This window comes from Bradyrhizobium sp. R2.2-H (assembly GCF_004346455.1).
Lineage (GTDB): Bacteria > Pseudomonadota > Alphaproteobacteria > Rhizobiales > Xanthobacteraceae > Bradyrhizobium > Bradyrhizobium diversitatis.
In genome coordinates this window covers 59270-77103 of record NZ_SMBR01000009.1, presented here as the reverse complement: position 1 = coordinate 77103, position 17834 = coordinate 59270, and the positions used below count along the sequence as shown (strand labels likewise).

Here is a 17834-nt window from a genome sequence, read left to right as displayed (position 1 = left end):
GCACGATCAGGTCAGGTGCCGGGCACGCCGGTTTGCAGCGCCAGCGCGTGCAGGACGCCCCCCATCTGGCCCTGCAGGGACTGATAGACGATCTGGTGCTGCTGGACGCGCGACTTGCCGCGGAAGGATTCCGAGATCACGGTCGCGGCATAGTGGTCGCCGTCGCCGGCGAGGTCACGGATGGTCACCTCGGCATCGGGGATCGCTGCCTTGATCATCGCCTCGATATCGTGGGCGTCCATGGGCATTCTGGTCTCGCTCCTTCTGGTCCAAGCGTATCTGGTCCAAGCGTCTTCCGGTCTAAGCGTCTTCTGGTCCAAGCGTTCAAATCGCTGCCGGGGTCCCCTCGCCGGCAAGCGCAAACTTAGCGTGAACGGCCTTCTCCGTCACGCCTTCCGGCACTATATCCGTGATCCCATCAGGATAAAGGCACGACAAAGTGCCGCGCGCGGCAGATTGATCGAAAAGGCGTGAAATCATGAAGCTTCCAGGGCCCGACCACCCCATCACCATCACCCCAAATCCCCGGCGCGTCCGGGTGACCGCAGGCGACATCGTCATCGCCGAGACCAGCAAGGCGCTGACCCTGAAGGAGGCCAGATATCCGGCGGTGCAATATGTGCCACGAGAGGACACCAACATGGCCCTGCTGGAGCGCACCGACCGTGTCACCCACTGCCCGTACAAGGGGGACGCGAGCTATTTCAGCGTCAAGGCCAGCGGCAAGATGCTGGATAACGCAATCTGGACCTATGAGACGCCCTTCCCCGCCATGACGGAGATTACCGGCCATCTCGCCTTCTATCCGGACAAGGTGAAGATCGAGGAAGTGGGGTAGTTCTTGATCCTGTCGTTCCGGGGCGGTCCGCAGGACCGAACCCGGAATCTCGAGATTCCGGGTCTGGTGCTGCGCACCATCCCGGAATGACCAAAGGACAACGGCTACGCCCTGAAGATCGTCAGTCCCAATATCAGCAGCACCAGGAAGATCACGACGAAGACGTAGAACAGGAAGCGGGCGATGTCGGCCGACGCGGCCGAGATGCCGGTGAAGCCGAGCACGCCGGCCACGATCGAGACAAGCAGGAAGATCAGCGCCCATTTCAGGATCGTCATCGCCAGCTCCGAAATTGCTGCCGCCTCTTGCGGCCCCTCAAGCTCTTTTCGCGGGTGCTAACTGCGCTATGCTGAACCGGTTCCTAACCGCATCAGAGCCCGCGGCGGCTCTCACTCTTGCTGAATCAGGTTCCCGGCGGCAGAGTCCGACCGAGACAGAAAGTGTGGGGCGGCCATGATGACGATGTCACATTCAGCGACGATCGGCGCGGACGTGCATGCCGCGCCCACGAGCAAGGTGCGCAATATGGCGATTGATCGCGCCCGCACCTTCCTGACCCTCGTGGTGCTGCTGCATCACGCGGTGATCCCCTATACCTATTTTGGTCACACCGATCCGAAGTACTTCTTCGGTTTCGACATGATCGTACTCGCCACCGACAGTTTCTTCATGGCGATGTTCTTCTTCCTGTCGGGACTATTTGCCTGGTCTGGCATCGCCCGGAAGGGAGTGCGGAGCTATTTGGCAGATCGCCTGCTTCGGCTTGGCCTACCCTTCGCGATCTGCGCATTCACGGTCATTCCGCTCGCCTATTACGCCATCTCCCTCCGGCACCATCCCGAGATCAGCTTTTCGGAATACTATTGGAATATGATCACGAAGGGCCCGTGGCCGAGCGGGCCGATCTGGTTTCTCTGGGTCTTGCTCGGCTTCGACCTGATTGCCTGCTTGCTGTACCGGCTGTCGCCCAATCTACTCGATCCGATCAATCGGCTCTCGCTGCACGGCCGCCGCCGGCCCGCGGTGTTCTTCGCAGTCATGCTCGCCGTCACCACGGCGTTCTATGTTCCCGGGCTGATGCGTTATGGCCAAAGCAGCTGGTTCGAATTCGGCCCATTCTCGGTCCAGCACGGACGCGTGATGCTCTATGCGAGCTACTTCTTTTTCGGGGCCGGCATCGGCGTTGCGCAAATGGATCGCGGGCTGCTAGCTGTCGACGGCCGCATGGCAAAGGTCAGCTGGGAGTGGATGGTGCTGGCGATCGTTCCGTATTGCCTCTTGTGGGTGCTGATCTTCATCAAGCGCGAAATACTGGGCAATCCGTCGCCGTTGCCGGACTGGTATGAAGCGCTCTATGCCATCTGCTTCACTGTCTTCAGCGTGGCCATCATGTTTCTGATCCTGGCCTTTTTCCAGAGGTTCAAGCAATCAGGCTCAGCCAAGCTGCTCGATCCAATGCAGAGCGACGCGTACGGCATGTTCCTGCTGCACTATCCATTCGCACTGTGGCTGCAATACTGGCTGTTCGACTATGACCTGCCGGCGATCGTCAAGGCCACGATCGGCTTTGTACTGACAGTCGCGGCGAGTTGGGCGCTCACGCGAGCGTTGCGGCAGATCCCGGGCGCCTCGCGCGTATTGTGAGGCATGGCCTCTCGTCACTGTGAAATCCGTAGCCCGGATGGAGCGCAGCGCAATCCGGGGTCTTGCCACAAGCAATAGCGGTCCCGGATTACGCTTATCGCTCCATCCGGGCTACGAGTCTGGGTCCGCGGGAGCGACTTACGCCACCTTCCCGCCCATATACTCCGGCAGCCAGCGCTCGAACGATTTGCTCAAGCTGTCGATCGACACCGGCGCCTCACCGGCGATCGCGATCGCATCGCCCCCGGTGGTGCCGATCCGCACGCACGGCACTTCGCAGCCACGCATCTTGGCGAGCACGCGGCCGGCTTCGGTTTCGGGCACCGTGACGAGGTAGCGCGCCTGGTCCTCGCCGAACCAATAGGCGTGCGGCACCAGCGCGGTCGGTGCAGCGAGCAGTTTTGCGCCGATACCGCCCGCCATCGCCATCTCGGCAAGGGCGATCAGGAGGCCACCGTCGGAAAGGTCGTGCACGGCGGTCGCGGTGCCCGCATGGATCATGCCGCGCACGCAATCGCCGTTGCGCTTCTCGGCGGCGAGATCCACCGGCGGCGGCGCGCCCTCCTCGCGGCCGCAGATGTCGCGCAGGTAGACGGACTGGCCGAGCCAGCCATGGGTCTCGCCGACCAGCAGGATCGCCTCGCCCTCGGCCTTGAAGGCGAGCGAAGCCGACTTGGTGAAATCGTCGAGCAGGCCGACGCCGCCGATCGAGGGCGTCGGCAGGATCGCGCGGCCGTTGGTCTCGTTGTAGAGCGAGACGTTGCCGGAGACGACCGGGAAGTCGAGCGTGCGGCAGGCTTCCGAGATGCCTTTCAGGCAGCCGACGAACTGGCCCATGATCTCGGGCCTTTCAGGATTGCCGAAGTTGAGATTGTCGGTGATCGCGAGCGGCTTGCCGCCGACCGCGGTGATGTTGCGCCAGGCTTCCGCCACCGCCTGCTTGCCGCCCTCGAACGGGTCGGCCTCGCAATAGCGCGGCGTGACGTCGACGGTCAGCGCGAGGCCCTTCGGCCCGTCCTCAACGCGCACCACGGCGGCATCGCCGCCCGGACGCTGCATGGTGTTGCCGAGGATAACGTGGTCGTACTGCTCCCAGACCCAGCGCTTGGAGCACATGTCGGGCGTTCCGATCAGCTTCTCCAGCGCGGGCCCGAGGCCCATCGGCGCCGGCACGTCGCGGGCGTGCACGACCGGCAGCGCGTCGGAGGGGACATGCGGGCGGTCATAGACCGGCGCCTCGTCGCCGAGTTCCTTGATCGGCAGATCGGCCATCACGTCGCCGCCATGCTTGACTACGAAGCGCTTGCTCGGCGTGGTGTAGCCGACCACCGCGAAGTCGAGGCCCCATTTCCTGAAGATCGCCTCAGCTTCCTTTTCCTTCTCGGGCTTGAGCACCATGAGCATGCGCTCCTGGCTCTCCGAGAGCATCATCTCGTAGGCGCTCATGCCGGTCTCGCGGGTCGGCACCGCATCGAGATCGAGGTCGACGCCGAGATCGCCCTTGGCGCCCATCTCCACCGCCGAACAGGTGAGGCCCGCCGCGCCCATGTCCTGGATCGCGATGACGCAGCCCTTCTCCATGATTTCAAGACAGGCCTCGAGCAGCAGCTTCTCGGCGAAGGGATCGCCGACCTGCACGGTCGGGCGCTTCTCCTCGGACTTGTCGTCGAACTCGGCCGAGGCCATCGATGCGCCGTGGATGCCGTCGCGCCCGGTCTTGGAGCCCAGATAGACGATCGGCATGTTCACGCCGGAGGCCGCCGCATAGAAGATCTTGTCGGCATCGGCGAGGCCCACCGCCATCGCGTTGACGAGGATGTTGCCGTCATAGCGGGTGTGGAAGCGGACTTGCCCTCCCACCGTCGGCACGCCGAAGGAATTGCCGTAGCCGCCGACCCCCGCCACGACGCCGGACACGAGATGCCGCGTCTTCGGGTGCTCGGGCGCGCCGAAGCTCAGCGCATTGAGGCAGGCGATCGGACGCGCGCCCATGGTGAAGACGTCACGCAGGATGCCGCCGACGCCGGTGGTCGCACCCTGGTACGGCTCGATGTAGCTCGGGTGGTTGTGGCTCTCCATCTTGAAGACCACGGCCTGTCCGTCGCCGATGTCGATCACGCCGGCGTTCTCGCCCGGGCCCTGGATCACCCAGGGCGCCTTGGTCGGCAGGCCACGCAAATGGATGCGCGAGGACTTGTATGAGCAGTGCTCGTTCCACATCGCCGAGAAGATGCCGAGCTCGGTGAAGGTCGGCTCCCGCCCGATCAGCTTCAGGATGCGCTCATACTCGTCGGGCTTGAGCCCGTGGGCGGCAACCAGTTCGGGGGTGATCTTGGGTTCGTTCTTCATGGATTCGAGGCTTTCGGCGGCGGTTTGGCCGTTCTTAGGAACATCGGACGGCTTCGAAAAGCCCTTTATGGCGCATTTTCCCGCTGTCCCACGTTTTGCAGGCGAGGCCGGCGGGAACAGGAATTGCACGGCGCGGACGGATCGGATTTAAGGGCTCCACACCCGCAATTGAAGGCCTATTTCCTTGCACGAATTGACCGCAGCGCCCCCGCCTCGCCGCCCCGACCTCCACGTCGCCACAGAGGGCGAATTTGTGGGCTGGCGGACCTGGATTCGCGACAGTTTTGAGTCCCATGTCGGCCCCTTCTGGCACCGGATCGAGGCGGACGGCAGCGTCAGCTGCGCGTTCCGGGTCGAGAAAAAGCACCTCAACGGCTCCGGGAACGTCCATGGCGGCTGCTTCATGGCCTTTGCCGACTACTCCCTGTTTGCGATCGCCACCCATGTCCTGGACAGCCGGGCGGTGACGACCAACTTCGCCTGCGAATTCCTCGACGCGGCACGCGAGGGCGAGCTGATCGAATGCACCGGCGAGGTCACCCGCGCCGGCGGCTCGCTGATCTTCCTGCGCGGCAAGATGACGTCCGGGACGCGCGTGCTGCTCACCTTTTCCGGCACGATCAAGCGGATGAAGCGGAAGGCGCTCCCTCAGCCAAACGCATAGCTCGGCGGCTTCCCTTTTCGCGCGCCCTCGCCCAGACTTCCCGGCAAGCGCGTTCGCGCCGGGGAGCAAGCAAAAGGTGCCGCAGAGCACATCGGAGGCGGGTCGCACGGCGGCGTCCGCATCAACGCCGTTGCCGTCCATCGCCACCGGCGCACGCGACTGGCGCGACTATGCGCTGCTGCTCGCGCTCGCCTGCTGCTGGAGCTCGACCTATCCGCTGACCAAGCTGGCGCTTCCCACCATCCCGCCCATCACCTTCATCTCGGCGCGCTCGCTGATCGCAGCCGCCTTCCTGTTCGCGATCCTGTGGATGCGCGGGATCAGGATTCCGACAGACGCGAAGGCCTGGAAGCTGTTCGCGACCCAGCAATTGATCAACTCGACCTTCCCGTTCCTGATCATCACCTGGTCGCAGCAATATGTGCCGGCGTCGAACACGGTGGTGCTGGCCTCGACGACGCCGATCTTCGCCTTCCTGATCACCTCGCTGATCACGCGGCACGAGCCGGCGACGCTGCTCAAGCTCGCCGGCGCGATCCTCGGCCTTGCCGGAACCATCGTTATCGTCGGCCTCGATGCGCTGCGCGGCCTCAGTAGCGAGATCATCGCAGAGATCGCAATCCTGCTCGCCACGATCTCCTTTGCCTGCGCAACGATCTTCGGCCTCAGGCTGTCCGAGTACGACCCGATGGTGGTGGCGGCCGGCTCACTGCTGTTCGGCGGCATCATTCTGCTGCCGCCCTCGCTCCTCATCGACCAGCCCTGGACGCTGCAGCCGACGCCGACGGCGATCGTCGCCACCATCGTCATGGGCATCGTCTCCAGTGCCTTGGGCTTGATGCTGTTCTATGTCTGCCTCGGCCGGCTCGGCACGCTGACCACGAATGCGCAAGGCTATCTGCGCATCCCGATCGGCGTCGGCCTGTCCGTGCTGCTGCTCGGCGAGAGCGTGCCGTCGAACCTCGCGCTGGGGCTGCTGCTGGTGATGGCCGGCGTCGCCGCGATGACGGTGCCGGCGGAGAAGCTCAAGCTGCACTAGGGTCTGGCCTCAGCAAAGCTGTGGCCGTAGAAGCAATCTGAACAGGAGAAACAGACAACATGGTGAGCGACACGAACGTTTGGGCCGGCCAGTGCCATTGCGGTGCGGTGCGCTTCGAGGCGACGCTCAGCGACGGCTTCAATTCGATCCGCCGCTGCACTTGCTCTTACTGCCGGATGCGAGGCGCCGTCGTTGTCATGGCGGAAATGGGTGGGATCAAGTTCCTGCAGGGCGAGGACGCGCTCACAACCTACCGCTTCCATACCGGATCGGCGCAACATTTCTTCTGTTCTCGCTGCGGAATATACACGCATCATCAACGGCGATCTGACACGACATCATATGCCGTCAACGTGGCCTGCCTGGACGGGGTAAGCCCATTCGACTTTGCCGAGGTGCCCGTCATGGACGGCGTCAATCACACCAACGATACCGGCAAGCCAACGCGTCGAGCAGGCACGCTCCGGTTTATCCCGGCTGACTAAAGCGGAATGGCCTTCGCAGCGGTCGCGAACGACACCGCCGCAATCGCGGCGAGCGGCCGCTTCAACACCGGCAGGATCACGCAGCCTTTTCCAGGTGCTGGACGAGGCCGGCGAACAGGCCGCGGCCGTCGGTGCAGCCCATGATGTCTTCGACGTGGTTTTCCGGATGCGGCATCATGCCGAGCACGTTGCCTCTGTCGTTGACGATGCCTGCGATGGAATGCGCCGCGCCGTTGATATTGGCGGCCTCGTCGACCACGCCGTCGGCGGAGCAGTAGCGGTAGAGCACCCGCCCCTCGCCTTCGAGCCGCTTGATGGTCTCTTCGTCCGCCTCGTAATTGCCCTCGCCGTGCGCGACGGGCACGCGGATCACCTGCCCGGCATTGTAGCCGCGGGTGAACGGCGTGTCGGAACGCTCGACGCGCAGATGCACGTCATGGCAGATGAATTTCAGCCGCGCATTGCGCATCAGGACGCCCGGCAGCAGGCCGGATTCACAGAGGATCTGAAAACCGTTGCAGACGCCGAGCACGAGCCCGCCCTTGGCCGCATAGTCGCGCACCGCGTCCATCACCGGGGCCCGCGCCGCGATCGCGCCACAGCGCAAATAATCGCCATAGGAGAAGCCGCCCGGCACCACCACGAGATCGGTGCCCGCAGGCAATGACGTCTCGGCGTGCCAGACCATCGCCGGCTCGCTGCCCGAGATCAGCCTCAAGGCACGCGCCATGTCGCGCTCGCGGTTGATTCCGGGAAAGACGAGGATGGCGGCTTTCATGACAGAGGTTCCGACGGTGGGCGGGAATCGGGGCTGGCCAAAGGGCCAATTCGTGAAGAGACATAACCATTTGACGGGGATTTTACCAGTGCTAGCCTTGGTTGAGCGCCTTGTACACAGCCGATAGTCGCATGCCGATCGGCCAGTCGTTTCGCCCGGGATTGAAGCCATGAACGTCCCGTCGCTGCCCGCATCCCCCTCCGAGCCGGTGCCCACCGAGGGCGTCGTCGCCGCCGGCGCCTATGTCGACGGCCGGCGCGTCGCCAATATCGCCATTAGCGAGGCCTCGAGCTGGCGGGCCAAGCCCGGCCACGTGGTCTGGATCGGCCTGCACGAGCCGGACATGACGCTGCTCGGCGCGGTCCAGAAGCAGTTCGACCTGCACGAGCTCGCGATCGAGGACGCCAACCACGCCCATCAGCGACCCAAGATCGAGCAATATGGCGAGGCCCTGTTCATCGTGGCGCGCACCGCGCAATTGATCGAGGGCCGGATCGCCTTCGGCGAGACGCACATCTTCGTGGGCGAAGGCTATCTGGTCTCGGTGCGCCACGGCGCCTCGACGTCCTACACACCGGTGCGCGAACGCTGCGAGAGCTGCCCGCGGGCGCTCGCCCGCGGCGAGGACTACATCCTCTACGCCATCCTCGATTTCATCGTCGACAATTACTCGCCCGTGCTCGAGAGCATTCACGAGGAGGTCGAGGGCATCGAGGACGACGTGCTCTCCAAGCCCCTCAGCAAGGCGCAGATCGAGCGGCTCTACATGCTGCGCCGCGACCTGCTGCGGCTCAGGACCGCGATCGGCCCGCTGGTGGAGGTCTGCCGCCGGCTCGAGCATGACGAGCTGTCGATGGTGCGGCAGGCCATGCAGCCGCTGTTTCGCGACGTCACCGACCACGTCCGCAACATCCAGGAGCGCATCGATTCCATGCGCGAGGTGCTGGCCTTCGCCTTCGAGGCCAGCCTGCTGGTCGGCCAGGCCCAGGAGACGGCGGTATCCAAGAAGCTCGCCTCGTGGCTCGCGATCATCGCGATCCCGACCGCGCTCGCCGGCATCTACGGCATGAACTTCAAGTACATGCCGGAGCTGGAATGGGAGTACGGCTACTACATGCTGCTCGGCGTGATGCTGACGGCATGCGGCTCGCTGTACTGGCGTTTTCGCAGCGTCGGATGGCTGTGAGCCATCCTGCTCACCCGAGCAGCTCGACCCGATAATTCTCGATCACGGTATTCGCCAGCAGCTTGTCGGCGGCCTCCTTCAGCGCGGCTTCGGCCTTGGCCTTGTCGGCGCCGGCGAGCTCGATGTCGAACACCTTGCCCTGGCGCACGCTGGCGACGCCGTCGACGCCAAGCGACTTCAGCGCGCCTTCGATGGCCTTGCCTTGCGGATCGAGGATGCCCGTCTTCAAGGTAACGGTAACGCGTGCCTTCACGTCAAAAACCTCTCTCAGCTCTTCACCAGCACCGGGCCGGAGCCCTGCGGACGCTCGTTCTCCATGAGGATGCCGAGACGCTTTGCGACCTCGGTATAGGCCTCGAGCAGGCCGCCGAGATCCCTGCGGAAACGATCCTTGTCGAGCTTCTCGTTCGACTTGATGTCCCACAGACGGCAGCTATCCGGCGAGATCTCGTCGGCGACGATGATGCGCATCATCTCGTTCTCGAACAGGCGCCCGCACTCCATCTTGAAGTCGACGAGGCGGATGCCGATGCCGAGGAAGAGGCCGGTGAGGAAATCATTGACGCGGATCGCGAGCGCCATGATGTCGTCGATCTCCTGCGGCGTCGCCCAGCCGAAGGCGGTGATGTGCTCTTCCGACACCATGGGGTCGTTGAGCTGGTCGTTCTTGTAGTAGAATTCGATGATCGAACGGGGCAGCTGCGTGCCCTCCTCGATGCCCAGGCGCTGCGACAGCGAACCGGCGGCGACGTTCCGCACCACCACCTCGAGCGGCACAATCTCGACCTCGCGAATCAGCTGCTCGCGCATGTTGAGCCGGCGGATGAAATGGGTCGGCACCCCGATGTCGTTGAGGTGCTGAAACAGGTACTCCGAGATCCGGTTGTTGAGGACACCCTTGCCCTCGATCACCTGATGCTTTTTCGCATTGAACGCGGTGGCGTCATCCTTGAAGTGCTGGATCAGGGTACCGGGCTCGGGGCCTTCGTAAAGAACCTTTGCCTTGCCTTCATAAATGCGACGCCGACGGCTCATGGGGATGTACCGTGTTTTGTTGAAATCCATGAATTTGGTGTGCTCCGGTTGATTAGGATTACGACCCACAGCGGAGCTGCCGTGAACGGCTGGGAACCCATCCATAAACCCTTGGAAACAGAACGGGAACCAAGCCTTCAGGCAACCTATCCGATTGGCTGTCCGAGCACAATCGATCCGGCCGTCCGGCGCCAACTTATACCATCTTGCCTGCGGCTTAACGGCCCGTTGTTTTGCCGATTCGTGCTATCTATGTAGGCATGCAGCCGGGTCGCCGCAACGGAAGGCTCCCGCGCCATTCAGCAGGAGATTTGGAACAGGCATGAGCGAGTTCGACAAGCGCCAGGAAGGCTTCGAGAAGAAGTATGCCCTCGACGAGGAGCAGAAGTTCAAGGCGGAGGCCCGCCGCAACCGGCTGCTCGGCCTGTGGGCGGCCGAAAAGCTCGGCATTACCGGTGACGCCGCCACCGCTTATGCCAAGGAGGTGGTCGCGTCGGATTTCGAGGAGGCCGGCGATGCCGACGTCCTGCGCAAGCTGACGGCCGATTTCGCCGCCAAGAACGTCGCGGTCACCGAGCAGGCGATTCGCGCCAAGATGAGCGAACTGCTCGCAGTGGCGGCTGCCGAGGTGAAGGCGGGGAAATAAGCGCCCGTACGTCTCCCCCACGCACCGTCATTCCGGGGCGCGCGCCAGCGCGAACTCTGGTGCGCAACTGCGCACCTGAGAATCTCGAGATTCCGGATCGCCGCTGACGCGGCGTCCGGAATGACCCCAAACCTCACTCTTCCTTGAAGCCGTATTCCGGCACGTTGCCGCTGGCGCCGTAATATTTGTACGGCAGGAACTTGCCGCTCATGGTGATCTTGACGCGATCGCCCTTCGGGTTCGGCAGGCGCTCCATCACCATGTCGAAATCGATCGCCGACATGATGCCGTCGCCGTACTCCTCCTCGATCAGCGCCTTCCATGCGGGGCCGTTGACCATCACCAGCTCATAGAAGCGGTAGATCAGAGGGTCGGTCGGCGGCATCGGCATGCCGCGCATCGGCGTCTCGTTCAGCATGGCAACTTCGGCCTTCGACAGGCCGAACAGCTCGCCAGCATTGGCGGCCTGCGGCTTCGTCAATTTCATCTGGCCGAGGATCGCGCCGACGATCAGCACTTCGGAATAGCCGCCGATCTGCTCGCAGATGTGCTTCCAGCTCCAGCCCTTCTCGCGCTTGATGTCGAGCAGTTTTTCGATGAGGTCTTCGCGTTTCATCAGGGGTCTCCGTGTCAGGCAGTCAGTCCGGGACTGGTCCCGGAGGTCCAGGTCTGTCGTTGCTCTTCGCCGTTCGAGGCGATCGTCAATCCAGGCTTGCCGATCTGCACCATCGGCACGTTGCGTGGATCGTGATCGGGGGTCTCGGCGACGAAGGTCTTGCTGCGCGTCACCAGGAAATCGATGATGTGGTTGCGCAAGGCGTAGTAGAGCGGATGGCGGTGCAGATCGGTGCGGCCGCGATCCCGCGGCAGCGGGTTCTCGACGACCTCGGCCAGCACCGCGCCGGGACCGTTGGTCATCAGGAAGATCTTGTCGGCGAGATAGATCGCCTCGTCGACGTCATGGGTGATCATGAACGCGGTCTGCCCGGTCTCCAGGCAGATGCGCCGCACCTCGTCCTGGAGCGTGCCGCGCGTCAGCGCATCCAGCGCCGAGAACGGCTCGTCCATCAGCATCATCTTCGGCGTGATCGACAGCGCCCGCGCGATGCCGACGCGCTGCTTCATGCCGCCCGACAGCTCCGACGGCCGCTTGTGCTCGGAGCCTGTGAGACCGACGAGATCGATGAAGGTCTGCGCATGCGCCCTCACCTTGGCGCGATCCCACCTCCGCCATTTCGAGCTGACGGCATAGGCGACGTTGCCGAGCACGGTGCGCCAGGGCAGAAGCGCGTGGCTCTGGAAGATCACGGCGCGGTCGAGGCTGGTGCCCGAGATCGCCTGGCCGTCGACGATGACGGCGCCCTCGCTCGGCGCATCGAGGCCGGCGAGGATGTTGAGCACGGTGGTCTTGCCGCAGCCGGAATGGCCGATCACGCAACAGAACTCGCCGCGCGCCATCGAAAGCCACAGGTTTTCGAACACCGTTGTCGTCGCGCCGCCCGCACCGGGATAACGCTTGGCGATGCCTTCGATGGAAACGAATTTGTTGGTCACTTGCCCTACTCCGGAAACGTGACCATGCGCGTGAAGCGCGCGAGAATCTGGTCGAGCAGCATGCCGACGACCCCGATCAGCAGGATCGCGATGATGACGTTGGTGATCGAGAGGTTGTTCCACTCGTTCCAGACGAAGTAGCCGATGCCGGTGCCGCCGACGAGCATCTCGGCGGCAACGATCACGAGCCAGGCGATGCCGATCGAGATGCGCATGCCGGTCAGGATCGTCGGCGCCGCCGCGGGCAGGATCACCGTGAAGGCGCGCCTGACGGTCCCGACCTCCAGCGTCCGCGCGACGTTGATCCATTCCTTGCGCACGCTGGCAACGCCGAAGACGGTGTTGAGCAGCATCGGCCAGATCGAGCAGATGAAGATGACGAAGATCGCCGAGACCGAGGAATCCTTGATGGTGTAGAGCGCGAGCGGCATCCAGGCCAGCGGCGAGATCGGCTTCAGCACCTGGATGAAGGGATCGAGCGCCTTGCTGAGCAGCGGCGACATGCCGATCAGGAAGCCGAGCGGAATCGCGACCAGCACGGCCAGCAGATAGCCGATGCCGACCCGCGCGATGGAATAGCCGAGCTGGATGCCGAGCCCCTTGTCGTTCGGCCCGTTGTCGTAGAACGGCCGCTTCATATGCTCCCAGAGCTTGGCCCCGACGTCGAGCGGTCCGGGCATCGCCGATTTGCCTTGCGTTGCGGTCAGGCCCATCAGCTTGGCGTATTCGGGGCTCATCGTCGCCGTCGTGCCGGTCGAGCGCGTGGCGAGATGCCAGATGCCGAGAAAGGCGGCGAGCAGCACGATGGAGACGAGGCCGGCGCGGAGACGGAGGGAGGTGTTGTTCATCTCCCTCTCCCCGTTCTTACGGGGAGAGGGTTGGGGTGAGGGGCCTCTCTCCACACGTGAGATCGTCGAGGGACCTGTACCCCCTCACCCGGATCGCAAGAGCGATCCGACCTCTCCCCGCAAGCGGGGCGAGGTGAAGACAGAGCGCGGCCCTTCCTCACGACTGCTTCCTGATCTTGAAGCTGGCCAGATAGTCCTCGGGCTTGGCCGGGTCGAACGTCTTACCCATCACCGCGAAGGATTTGTAGGCGGTTGCCGGCGGCGACAGGCCCATCTCGGTCATCAGCTTCTTGGTGTCGGTGGCGAGATAGACCTGCTCGGCGATCGCCTTGTAGTCGACGTCGCCCTTGATCTGGCCCCAGCGCTTCATCTGCGTCAGCATCCACACCGCGAAGGACTGCCAGGGAAATGGATCGAAATCGACCCGCTTGGGATCGGTCTTCACCCCGCCGAGGCCGTCGGCATAGGTGCCGGTCAGGACCTGCTCCAGCACCGTGACCGGCGCGTTGATGTAGTTGGCCGGCGCGATCGCCTCCGCGATCTGCTTGCGGTTCTCCGCCTTCGACGCATAGGCGGTGGCATCGACGATGGCCCGCGTCAGCGCCGCAAAGCTGTTCGGCGCCGTCGTGATGAATTCGCGGCTGGCGGCGAAGCTGCAGCAGGGATGACCGTCCCAGATCTCCTTCGACAGGATGTGCATGAAGCCGACGCCGTCATAAATCGCGCGCTGGCAGATGTTGTCGGGCGCGAGGAAGCCGTCGATGTTGTCGGCGCGCAGATTCGCCACCATTTCCGGCGGCGGCACCGAGCGCAGCTGCACGTCGGTATCGGGGTCGAGGCCGTGCTCGGCGAGATAATAGCGCAGCAGATAATTGTGCATGGAATAGTCGAAGGGAATGGCGAACTTCATGCCCTTCCAGTCCTTCGGGTCGCGCTTGTCCTTGTGCTTCATCGCAAGCGTGATGCCTTGCCCGTTGATGTTCTCGATCGCAGGCACCGCGAACGGAATGGCATTGGCACCCAGGCCGAGCGAGATCGCGATCGGCATCGGAGCCAGCATATGCGCGGCGTCGTATTCCTTGTTGATGGTCTTGTCGCGAACCACGGCCCAGCCTGCCGTCTTCACTACTTCGACATTGAGGCCGTGCTTGGAATAGAAGCCGAGCGGAGCCGCCATGATGATCGGCGTTGCGCAGGTAATGGGAATGAAGCCGACTTTGAGGTCCTTCTTCTCGGGCGCGCCGGTCGCGGCGAAGACCTCCGTCGCCGTCTTGAGCGGGAAGAATTGCGACAGCGCCGCGAGCGCGGTCGACGCACCGACAGATTTCAGGAAGGCGCGGCGCGCCACGTCCTGCGGAAACATCGCGCGCATCACGGCGGAGGCGACGACGCCCTCGTAGCGCTTCTCCTCGCTTTCGATGGGTTCGCAACGCAGCGCCGTGGCTGCCTGGTCATGCTCTGCCGCGGATCGGTGCTGGCCACAGGCACAGCCGGCCCGAAGGTTGCGGTCGGGATCAAACGGATTGTCGAACGTGGACATCAGCCCTCCTGCGCGTCGTTGCGAGGAAGAATTACGCAAGGAGCATGCCACGGCCTCCAGATCGGCCAGCGCCTTGACGACGCAGCACTTTCGATCGAGCTTGGTCACTACGAAAATTCGTGATAAACGAGATTTCGTAGTTCAATTACGAGATTTCGCAATGGCAACGACGCCAATGCCCGTCCACGACGACGTGGCTCCCCCGATCGATCCGCGCATCGCAGCGTTCGAATCCTCGGTCGAGGCGACACTGCTGGTCGATCCCTTCAGCGACCAGATCGTCGATGCCAATCCCGCCGCCTGCTCCCTGCTCGGCTATGACCGCGCGTTGCTGCGGCAGACCAGGCCCAGCACACTCCACGCCGGCGAGCTTCCGGCCCTCACCGTCTTCACCCAGGCCGTCCTGCACAAGGGCGCCTACTGGACCACGGCACTCACGCCCCGCCACGCGACGGGGCAAGATCTCCAGCTCGAATATGCAGGCTGCGTGCTGCCGCATGACGGCCGCACGCTGCTGCTGCTCACGCTGACCGATCTCGACGCGCGCCGCCGGCGCAATGTCGATGCCGCCGCCGAGGATCACATGCGCAGCGGCATATCGACCTGGCAGCGGGTCGAGCGCGTCTTTCAGGACATCGAGCGCGAGAACCAGCTGATCCTGCGCGCCGCCGGCGAAGGCATCTATGGCGTCAACGCGGAAGGAAAGACCACCTTCGTGAACCCCGCGGCGGAGCGGATGCTGGGCTGGACCGCCGAAGAGCTGGTCGGCAAGGAAATCCACCCGATCGTGCACCACACCCATCACGACGGCCGCCATTATCCCGATCACGACTGCCCGATCTATGCGGCGTTCCGCGACGGCGCCGTGCATCAGGTCGACGGCGAGGTGTTCTGGCGCAAGGACGGCTCGCCGGCCTGGGTCGAATACACCTCGACCCCGATCCGCGACCGCGGCGTGGTCGTCGGCGCGGTCGTCGTGTTTCGCGACGTCAGCCAGCGCCGCGAGGCCGACGAGAAGCTGCATGCGGCGCTTGCCGAAGTCGACCGTCTGCGCGAGCGGCTCGAACTGGAAAATGCATACCTGCAGGAGGAGATCCGCATCGAGACCAATCCGCGCGGCATCATCGGTGGAAGCGAGGCGATCCAGAAGACGCTGCGCCAGGTCAAGCTGGTGGCGCCGACCACGGCTGCGGTGATGATCACCGGCGAATCCGGCACCGGCAAGGAGCTGATCGCGCGCGCCATCCACGAGGACTCGACCCGCAGCGACCGGCCGCTGATCCGTGTCAACTGCGCCGCAATCCCGCGCGAGTTGTTCGAGAGCGAGTTCTTCGGCCATGTCCGCGGCGCCTTCACCGGCGCAATGCGCGACCGCATCGGCCGCTTCGAATTGGCCGACGGCGGCACGCTGTTTCTCGACGAGGTCGGCGAAATCCCGATCGAGCTCCAGGGCAAGCTGCTGCGCGTGTTGCAGGAAGGCCATTTCGAGCGCGTGGGACAAGAACGCACGCGCGCGGTCGACGTCCGCGTCATCGCCGCGACCAATCGCGACCTCAAGCAGGAGGTGCAGCGCGGCCGCTTCCGCGAGGACCTCTATTTCCGCCTCAACGTGTTCCCGATCGAGACCGTCCCCTTGCGCGAACGGCGCGAGGATATTCCGTTGCTCGCCCAGCACTTCCTGACGCGCGAGGGCAAGGCGCTGAAGTCGAACCTGCGTCTGTCCGAGGGCGATGCGCGGCGACTGACCCGCTACGACTGGCCCGGCAATGTCCGCGAATTGCAGAACGTGATCGAGCGCGCTGCCATTCTGTCCCAGAACGGCCGTCTGCGCATCGATCTGCCTGACGGCTCCGGCGCGCAGGTTCTGACCGGCGCCGCACGCCCGAAGGCCGATGCGCGCCCGGCGGTCTTGACCTCATCCGAGATGCGCGAGCACGAGCGCGCCAACATTCTCGCCGCGCTCGAGGCCTGCGCGGGAAAAGTCTTTGGCCCCGGCGGCGCGGCCGAATTGCTCGATATCAAGCCGACCACGCTGGCCTCGCGGATCAAGGCGCTCGGGATTGCGCCTCGTCCGCGACCAGGCTTGAACAGTTGATCAAGGTTGAGCTTTGGTTGAATCGATGCGAGCCGAGGCGACACCTCTCCCGTAGGGAGAGCTCGGATCGCATCGAAAGATGCGGTCCGGGTGAAGGGTTACAGGCTCACCGAACGCTGCGGCCCCTCACCCGGATTGCTCTGGACGATGCTGCGCATCGCCAAGCGCAATCCGACCTCTCCCCGTCGGGGAGAGGTGAAGCCAGCCTACGGTCGACGCGCAACACTCACGCCGCCTTGGTCGTGACGTCAGCTGCAATCGGCAAGCCCTGCTCGATCGGCAGCGACGGATCGCGCGACCACTCGTTCCAGGAGCCGAAATACATCCGCACGTCCTTCACGCCGGCATTCTTCAGCGCCAGGAACGTGTTCGAGGCGCGCGCGCCCTTGAAGCAGTAGAGATAGACCGGCGTGGTCTGCGAGATGCCGACGGTGGCGCATTCCGCCAGGATCTCGTCCTTGGACTTGAAGCGCGGGCCTTCGCCGGTCGGCTTCATCATGCGGTACCATTCCAGCCACACCGCGCCGGGAATACGGCCCTTGCGCGGGCAGAAATCCTTCCCATAAGGAGACGAGCTGTCGCCGATCCACTCGTCGACGTCGCGCACGTCGAGGATCGCGATCCCTGGCTTGCCGACGGCGGCGAGCATGGTCTTCGCATCGATCAGGATCTCGCCGGCTTCAGGCACGATCGCGAACGAAGCCGCGGCTGGGGTCGGGACATCCTTGGTCACCGGGAAGCCCGCGGGACCAGGCATCGAAGCCGCCGTGCAGCACCTTCACCTTGGGATAGCCGAGCATGGTGAGGAGATAATAGCCGCGGCAGGACTGACCGAAGCCGGAATTCATCGACTGCTCGTAGATGACAGCCGTCTCCTTGCCGGAAAGTCCGGCGCCGCCGAACGCATCGGCGAACTTGGTCTTCAGCTCGGCCATACCCTCGGGCGTGGAGGTCGCCAGGAACGTGAAAATCTCGTGCACGTTGACGGCATTGGGCAGATGGCCGGCGGCGTAGGCGTCGGGATTGCGAGTGTCGATGACGACACACGGCTCAGTCTTCAAGAGATCGGCGAGTTCGACGGCAGTGATCAGGACGTCAGTCATGGCAGCCTCTCCGTTGAGGTTGGGGGTCTT

Annotated in this window: 18 protein-coding genes and 1 pseudogene; 8 read left to right on the top strand and 11 right to left on the bottom strand. The window is 64.0% G+C overall.

Translation table 11 applies throughout. The annotated features are described in order from the left end of the window. Positions 1 to 11: 11 nt before the first annotated feature. On the bottom strand, positions 12 to 248 hold the full coding sequence (locus tag EDE08_RS23115) for a BolA/IbaG family iron-sulfur metabolism protein (protein ID WP_008139419.1): 237 nt from the start codon (positions 246 to 248) through the stop codon (positions 12 to 14). Positions 249 to 478: 230 nt separating this feature from the next. On the opposite strand from EDE08_RS23115, the gene EDE08_RS23110 reads away from it, so the two are divergent. Next, positions 479 to 838 carry a DUF427 domain-containing protein gene (locus EDE08_RS23110; RefSeq protein ID WP_131871300.1) on the top strand — a complete coding sequence of 120 codons (360 nt, stop codon included), beginning with the start codon at positions 479 to 481 and terminating at the stop codon, positions 836 to 838. 104 nt (positions 839 to 942) lie between these two features. On the opposite strand, the gene EDE08_RS23105 is transcribed toward EDE08_RS23110, so the two are convergent. Continuing rightward, positions 943 to 1116 (bottom strand): DUF1328 domain-containing protein, encoded by a 174-nt coding sequence (locus EDE08_RS23105; RefSeq protein WP_007612121.1) that lies wholly within the window; start codon positions 1114 to 1116, stop codon positions 943 to 945. Positions 1117 to 1291: 175 nt separating this feature from the next. Here EDE08_RS23105 and EDE08_RS23100 point away from each other — a divergent pair, with 175 nt between their 5' ends. After that, complete coding sequence (locus EDE08_RS23100) at positions 1292 to 2482, top strand: acyltransferase family protein (protein WP_131871301.1); 1191 nt, start codon at positions 1292 to 1294, stop codon at positions 2480 to 2482. 138 nt (positions 2483 to 2620) lie between these two features. Here EDE08_RS23100 and purL read toward each other — a convergent pair whose 3' ends face one another. Next, positions 2621 to 4831: a phosphoribosylformylglycinamidine synthase subunit PurL gene (purL, locus tag EDE08_RS23095; RefSeq protein ID WP_131871302.1), complete on the bottom strand. Its 2211-nt coding sequence runs from the start codon at positions 4829 to 4831 to the stop codon at positions 2621 to 2623. 184 nt (positions 4832 to 5015) lie between these two features. Here purL and EDE08_RS23090 point away from each other — a divergent pair, with 184 nt between their 5' ends. The 3 genes from EDE08_RS23090 (at position 5016) to EDE08_RS23080 (ending at position 7019) form a co-directional block, all read left to right on the top strand. Continuing rightward, positions 5016 to 5495: a PaaI family thioesterase gene (locus EDE08_RS23090; protein ID WP_131871303.1), complete on the top strand. Its 480-nt coding sequence runs from the start codon at positions 5016 to 5018 to the stop codon at positions 5493 to 5495. Positions 5496 to 5571: 76 nt separating this feature from the next. Further along, positions 5572 to 6534, top strand: coding sequence for a DMT family transporter (locus tag EDE08_RS23085; protein WP_131871304.1), 963 nt, complete (start codon positions 5572 to 5574; stop codon positions 6532 to 6534). A gap of 59 nt (positions 6535 to 6593) precedes the next feature. Continuing rightward, a complete protein-coding gene (locus tag EDE08_RS23080; protein WP_131871305.1) occupies positions 6594 to 7019 on the top strand; it encodes a GFA family protein in 426 nt (141 codons plus the stop codon). 76 nt (positions 7020 to 7095) lie between these two features. On the opposite strand, the gene purQ is transcribed toward EDE08_RS23080, so the two are convergent. Continuing rightward, on the bottom strand, positions 7096 to 7797 hold the full coding sequence (gene purQ / locus EDE08_RS23075; protein WP_131871306.1) for a phosphoribosylformylglycinamidine synthase subunit PurQ: 702 nt from the start codon (positions 7795 to 7797) through the stop codon (positions 7096 to 7098). A 169-nt stretch (positions 7798 to 7966) separates the two neighbouring features. On the opposite strand from purQ, the gene EDE08_RS23070 reads away from it, so the two are divergent. Beyond that, positions 7967 to 8983, top strand: a complete 1017-nt coding sequence (locus EDE08_RS23070) for a magnesium and cobalt transport protein CorA (protein ID WP_131871307.1) — start codon at positions 7967 to 7969, stop codon at positions 8981 to 8983. A 10-nt stretch (positions 8984 to 8993) separates the two neighbouring features. Here EDE08_RS23070 and purS read toward each other — a convergent pair whose 3' ends face one another. Both purS and purC read right to left on the bottom strand, forming a co-directional pair. After that, on the bottom strand, positions 8994 to 9236 hold the full coding sequence (gene purS / locus EDE08_RS23065; RefSeq protein WP_025037302.1) for a phosphoribosylformylglycinamidine synthase subunit PurS: 243 nt from the start codon (positions 9234 to 9236) through the stop codon (positions 8994 to 8996). Between the two features lie 14 nt (positions 9237 to 9250). Further along, entirely contained in the window at positions 9251 to 10018 is a 768-nt protein-coding gene (gene purC, locus EDE08_RS23060; protein WP_173015815.1) for a phosphoribosylaminoimidazolesuccinocarboxamide synthase, read from the bottom strand. Positions 10019 to 10340: 322 nt separating this feature from the next. Between purC and EDE08_RS23055 the strand changes: the two genes are divergently transcribed. Continuing rightward, entirely contained in the window at positions 10341 to 10664 is a 324-nt protein-coding gene (locus EDE08_RS23055) for a DUF1476 domain-containing protein (protein ID WP_061882963.1), read from the top strand. Between the two features lie 133 nt (positions 10665 to 10797). Here EDE08_RS23055 and cynS read toward each other — a convergent pair whose 3' ends face one another. The 4 genes from cynS to EDE08_RS23035 all read right to left on the bottom strand — a co-directional run bounded on the left by cynS (position 10798) and on the right by EDE08_RS23035 (position 14606). Continuing rightward, positions 10798 to 11280 carry a cyanase gene (cynS, locus tag EDE08_RS23050; RefSeq protein ID WP_131871308.1) on the bottom strand — a complete coding sequence of 161 codons (483 nt, stop codon included), beginning with the start codon at positions 11278 to 11280 and terminating at the stop codon, positions 10798 to 10800. 14 nt (positions 11281 to 11294) lie between these two features. After that, complete coding sequence (locus EDE08_RS23045) at positions 11295 to 12218, bottom strand: ABC transporter ATP-binding protein (RefSeq protein WP_131871309.1); 924 nt, start codon at positions 12216 to 12218, stop codon at positions 11295 to 11297. Between the two features lie 5 nt (positions 12219 to 12223). Continuing rightward, positions 12224 to 13066: a nitrate ABC transporter permease gene (ntrB, locus tag EDE08_RS23040; RefSeq protein ID WP_131871310.1), complete on the bottom strand. Its 843-nt coding sequence runs from the start codon at positions 13064 to 13066 to the stop codon at positions 12224 to 12226. A 157-nt stretch (positions 13067 to 13223) separates the two neighbouring features. Continuing rightward, positions 13224 to 14606, bottom strand: coding sequence for a CmpA/NrtA family ABC transporter substrate-binding protein (locus EDE08_RS23035; protein ID WP_131871311.1), 1383 nt, complete (start codon positions 14604 to 14606; stop codon positions 13224 to 13226). A gap of 160 nt (positions 14607 to 14766) precedes the next feature. Between EDE08_RS23035 and EDE08_RS23030 the strand changes: the two genes are divergently transcribed. Beyond that, the gene (locus EDE08_RS23030; RefSeq protein WP_131871312.1) at positions 14767 to 16701 is read left to right on the top strand and encodes a sigma 54-interacting transcriptional regulator; all 1935 of its coding nucleotides are present in this window, start codon (positions 14767 to 14769) and stop codon (positions 16699 to 16701) included. A gap of 226 nt (positions 16702 to 16927) precedes the next feature. Here EDE08_RS23030 and EDE08_RS23025 read toward each other — a convergent pair. Then, positions 16928 to 17804: pseudogene (locus EDE08_RS23025) on the bottom strand (sulfurtransferase). Positions 17805 to 17834 lie beyond the last annotated feature (30 nt).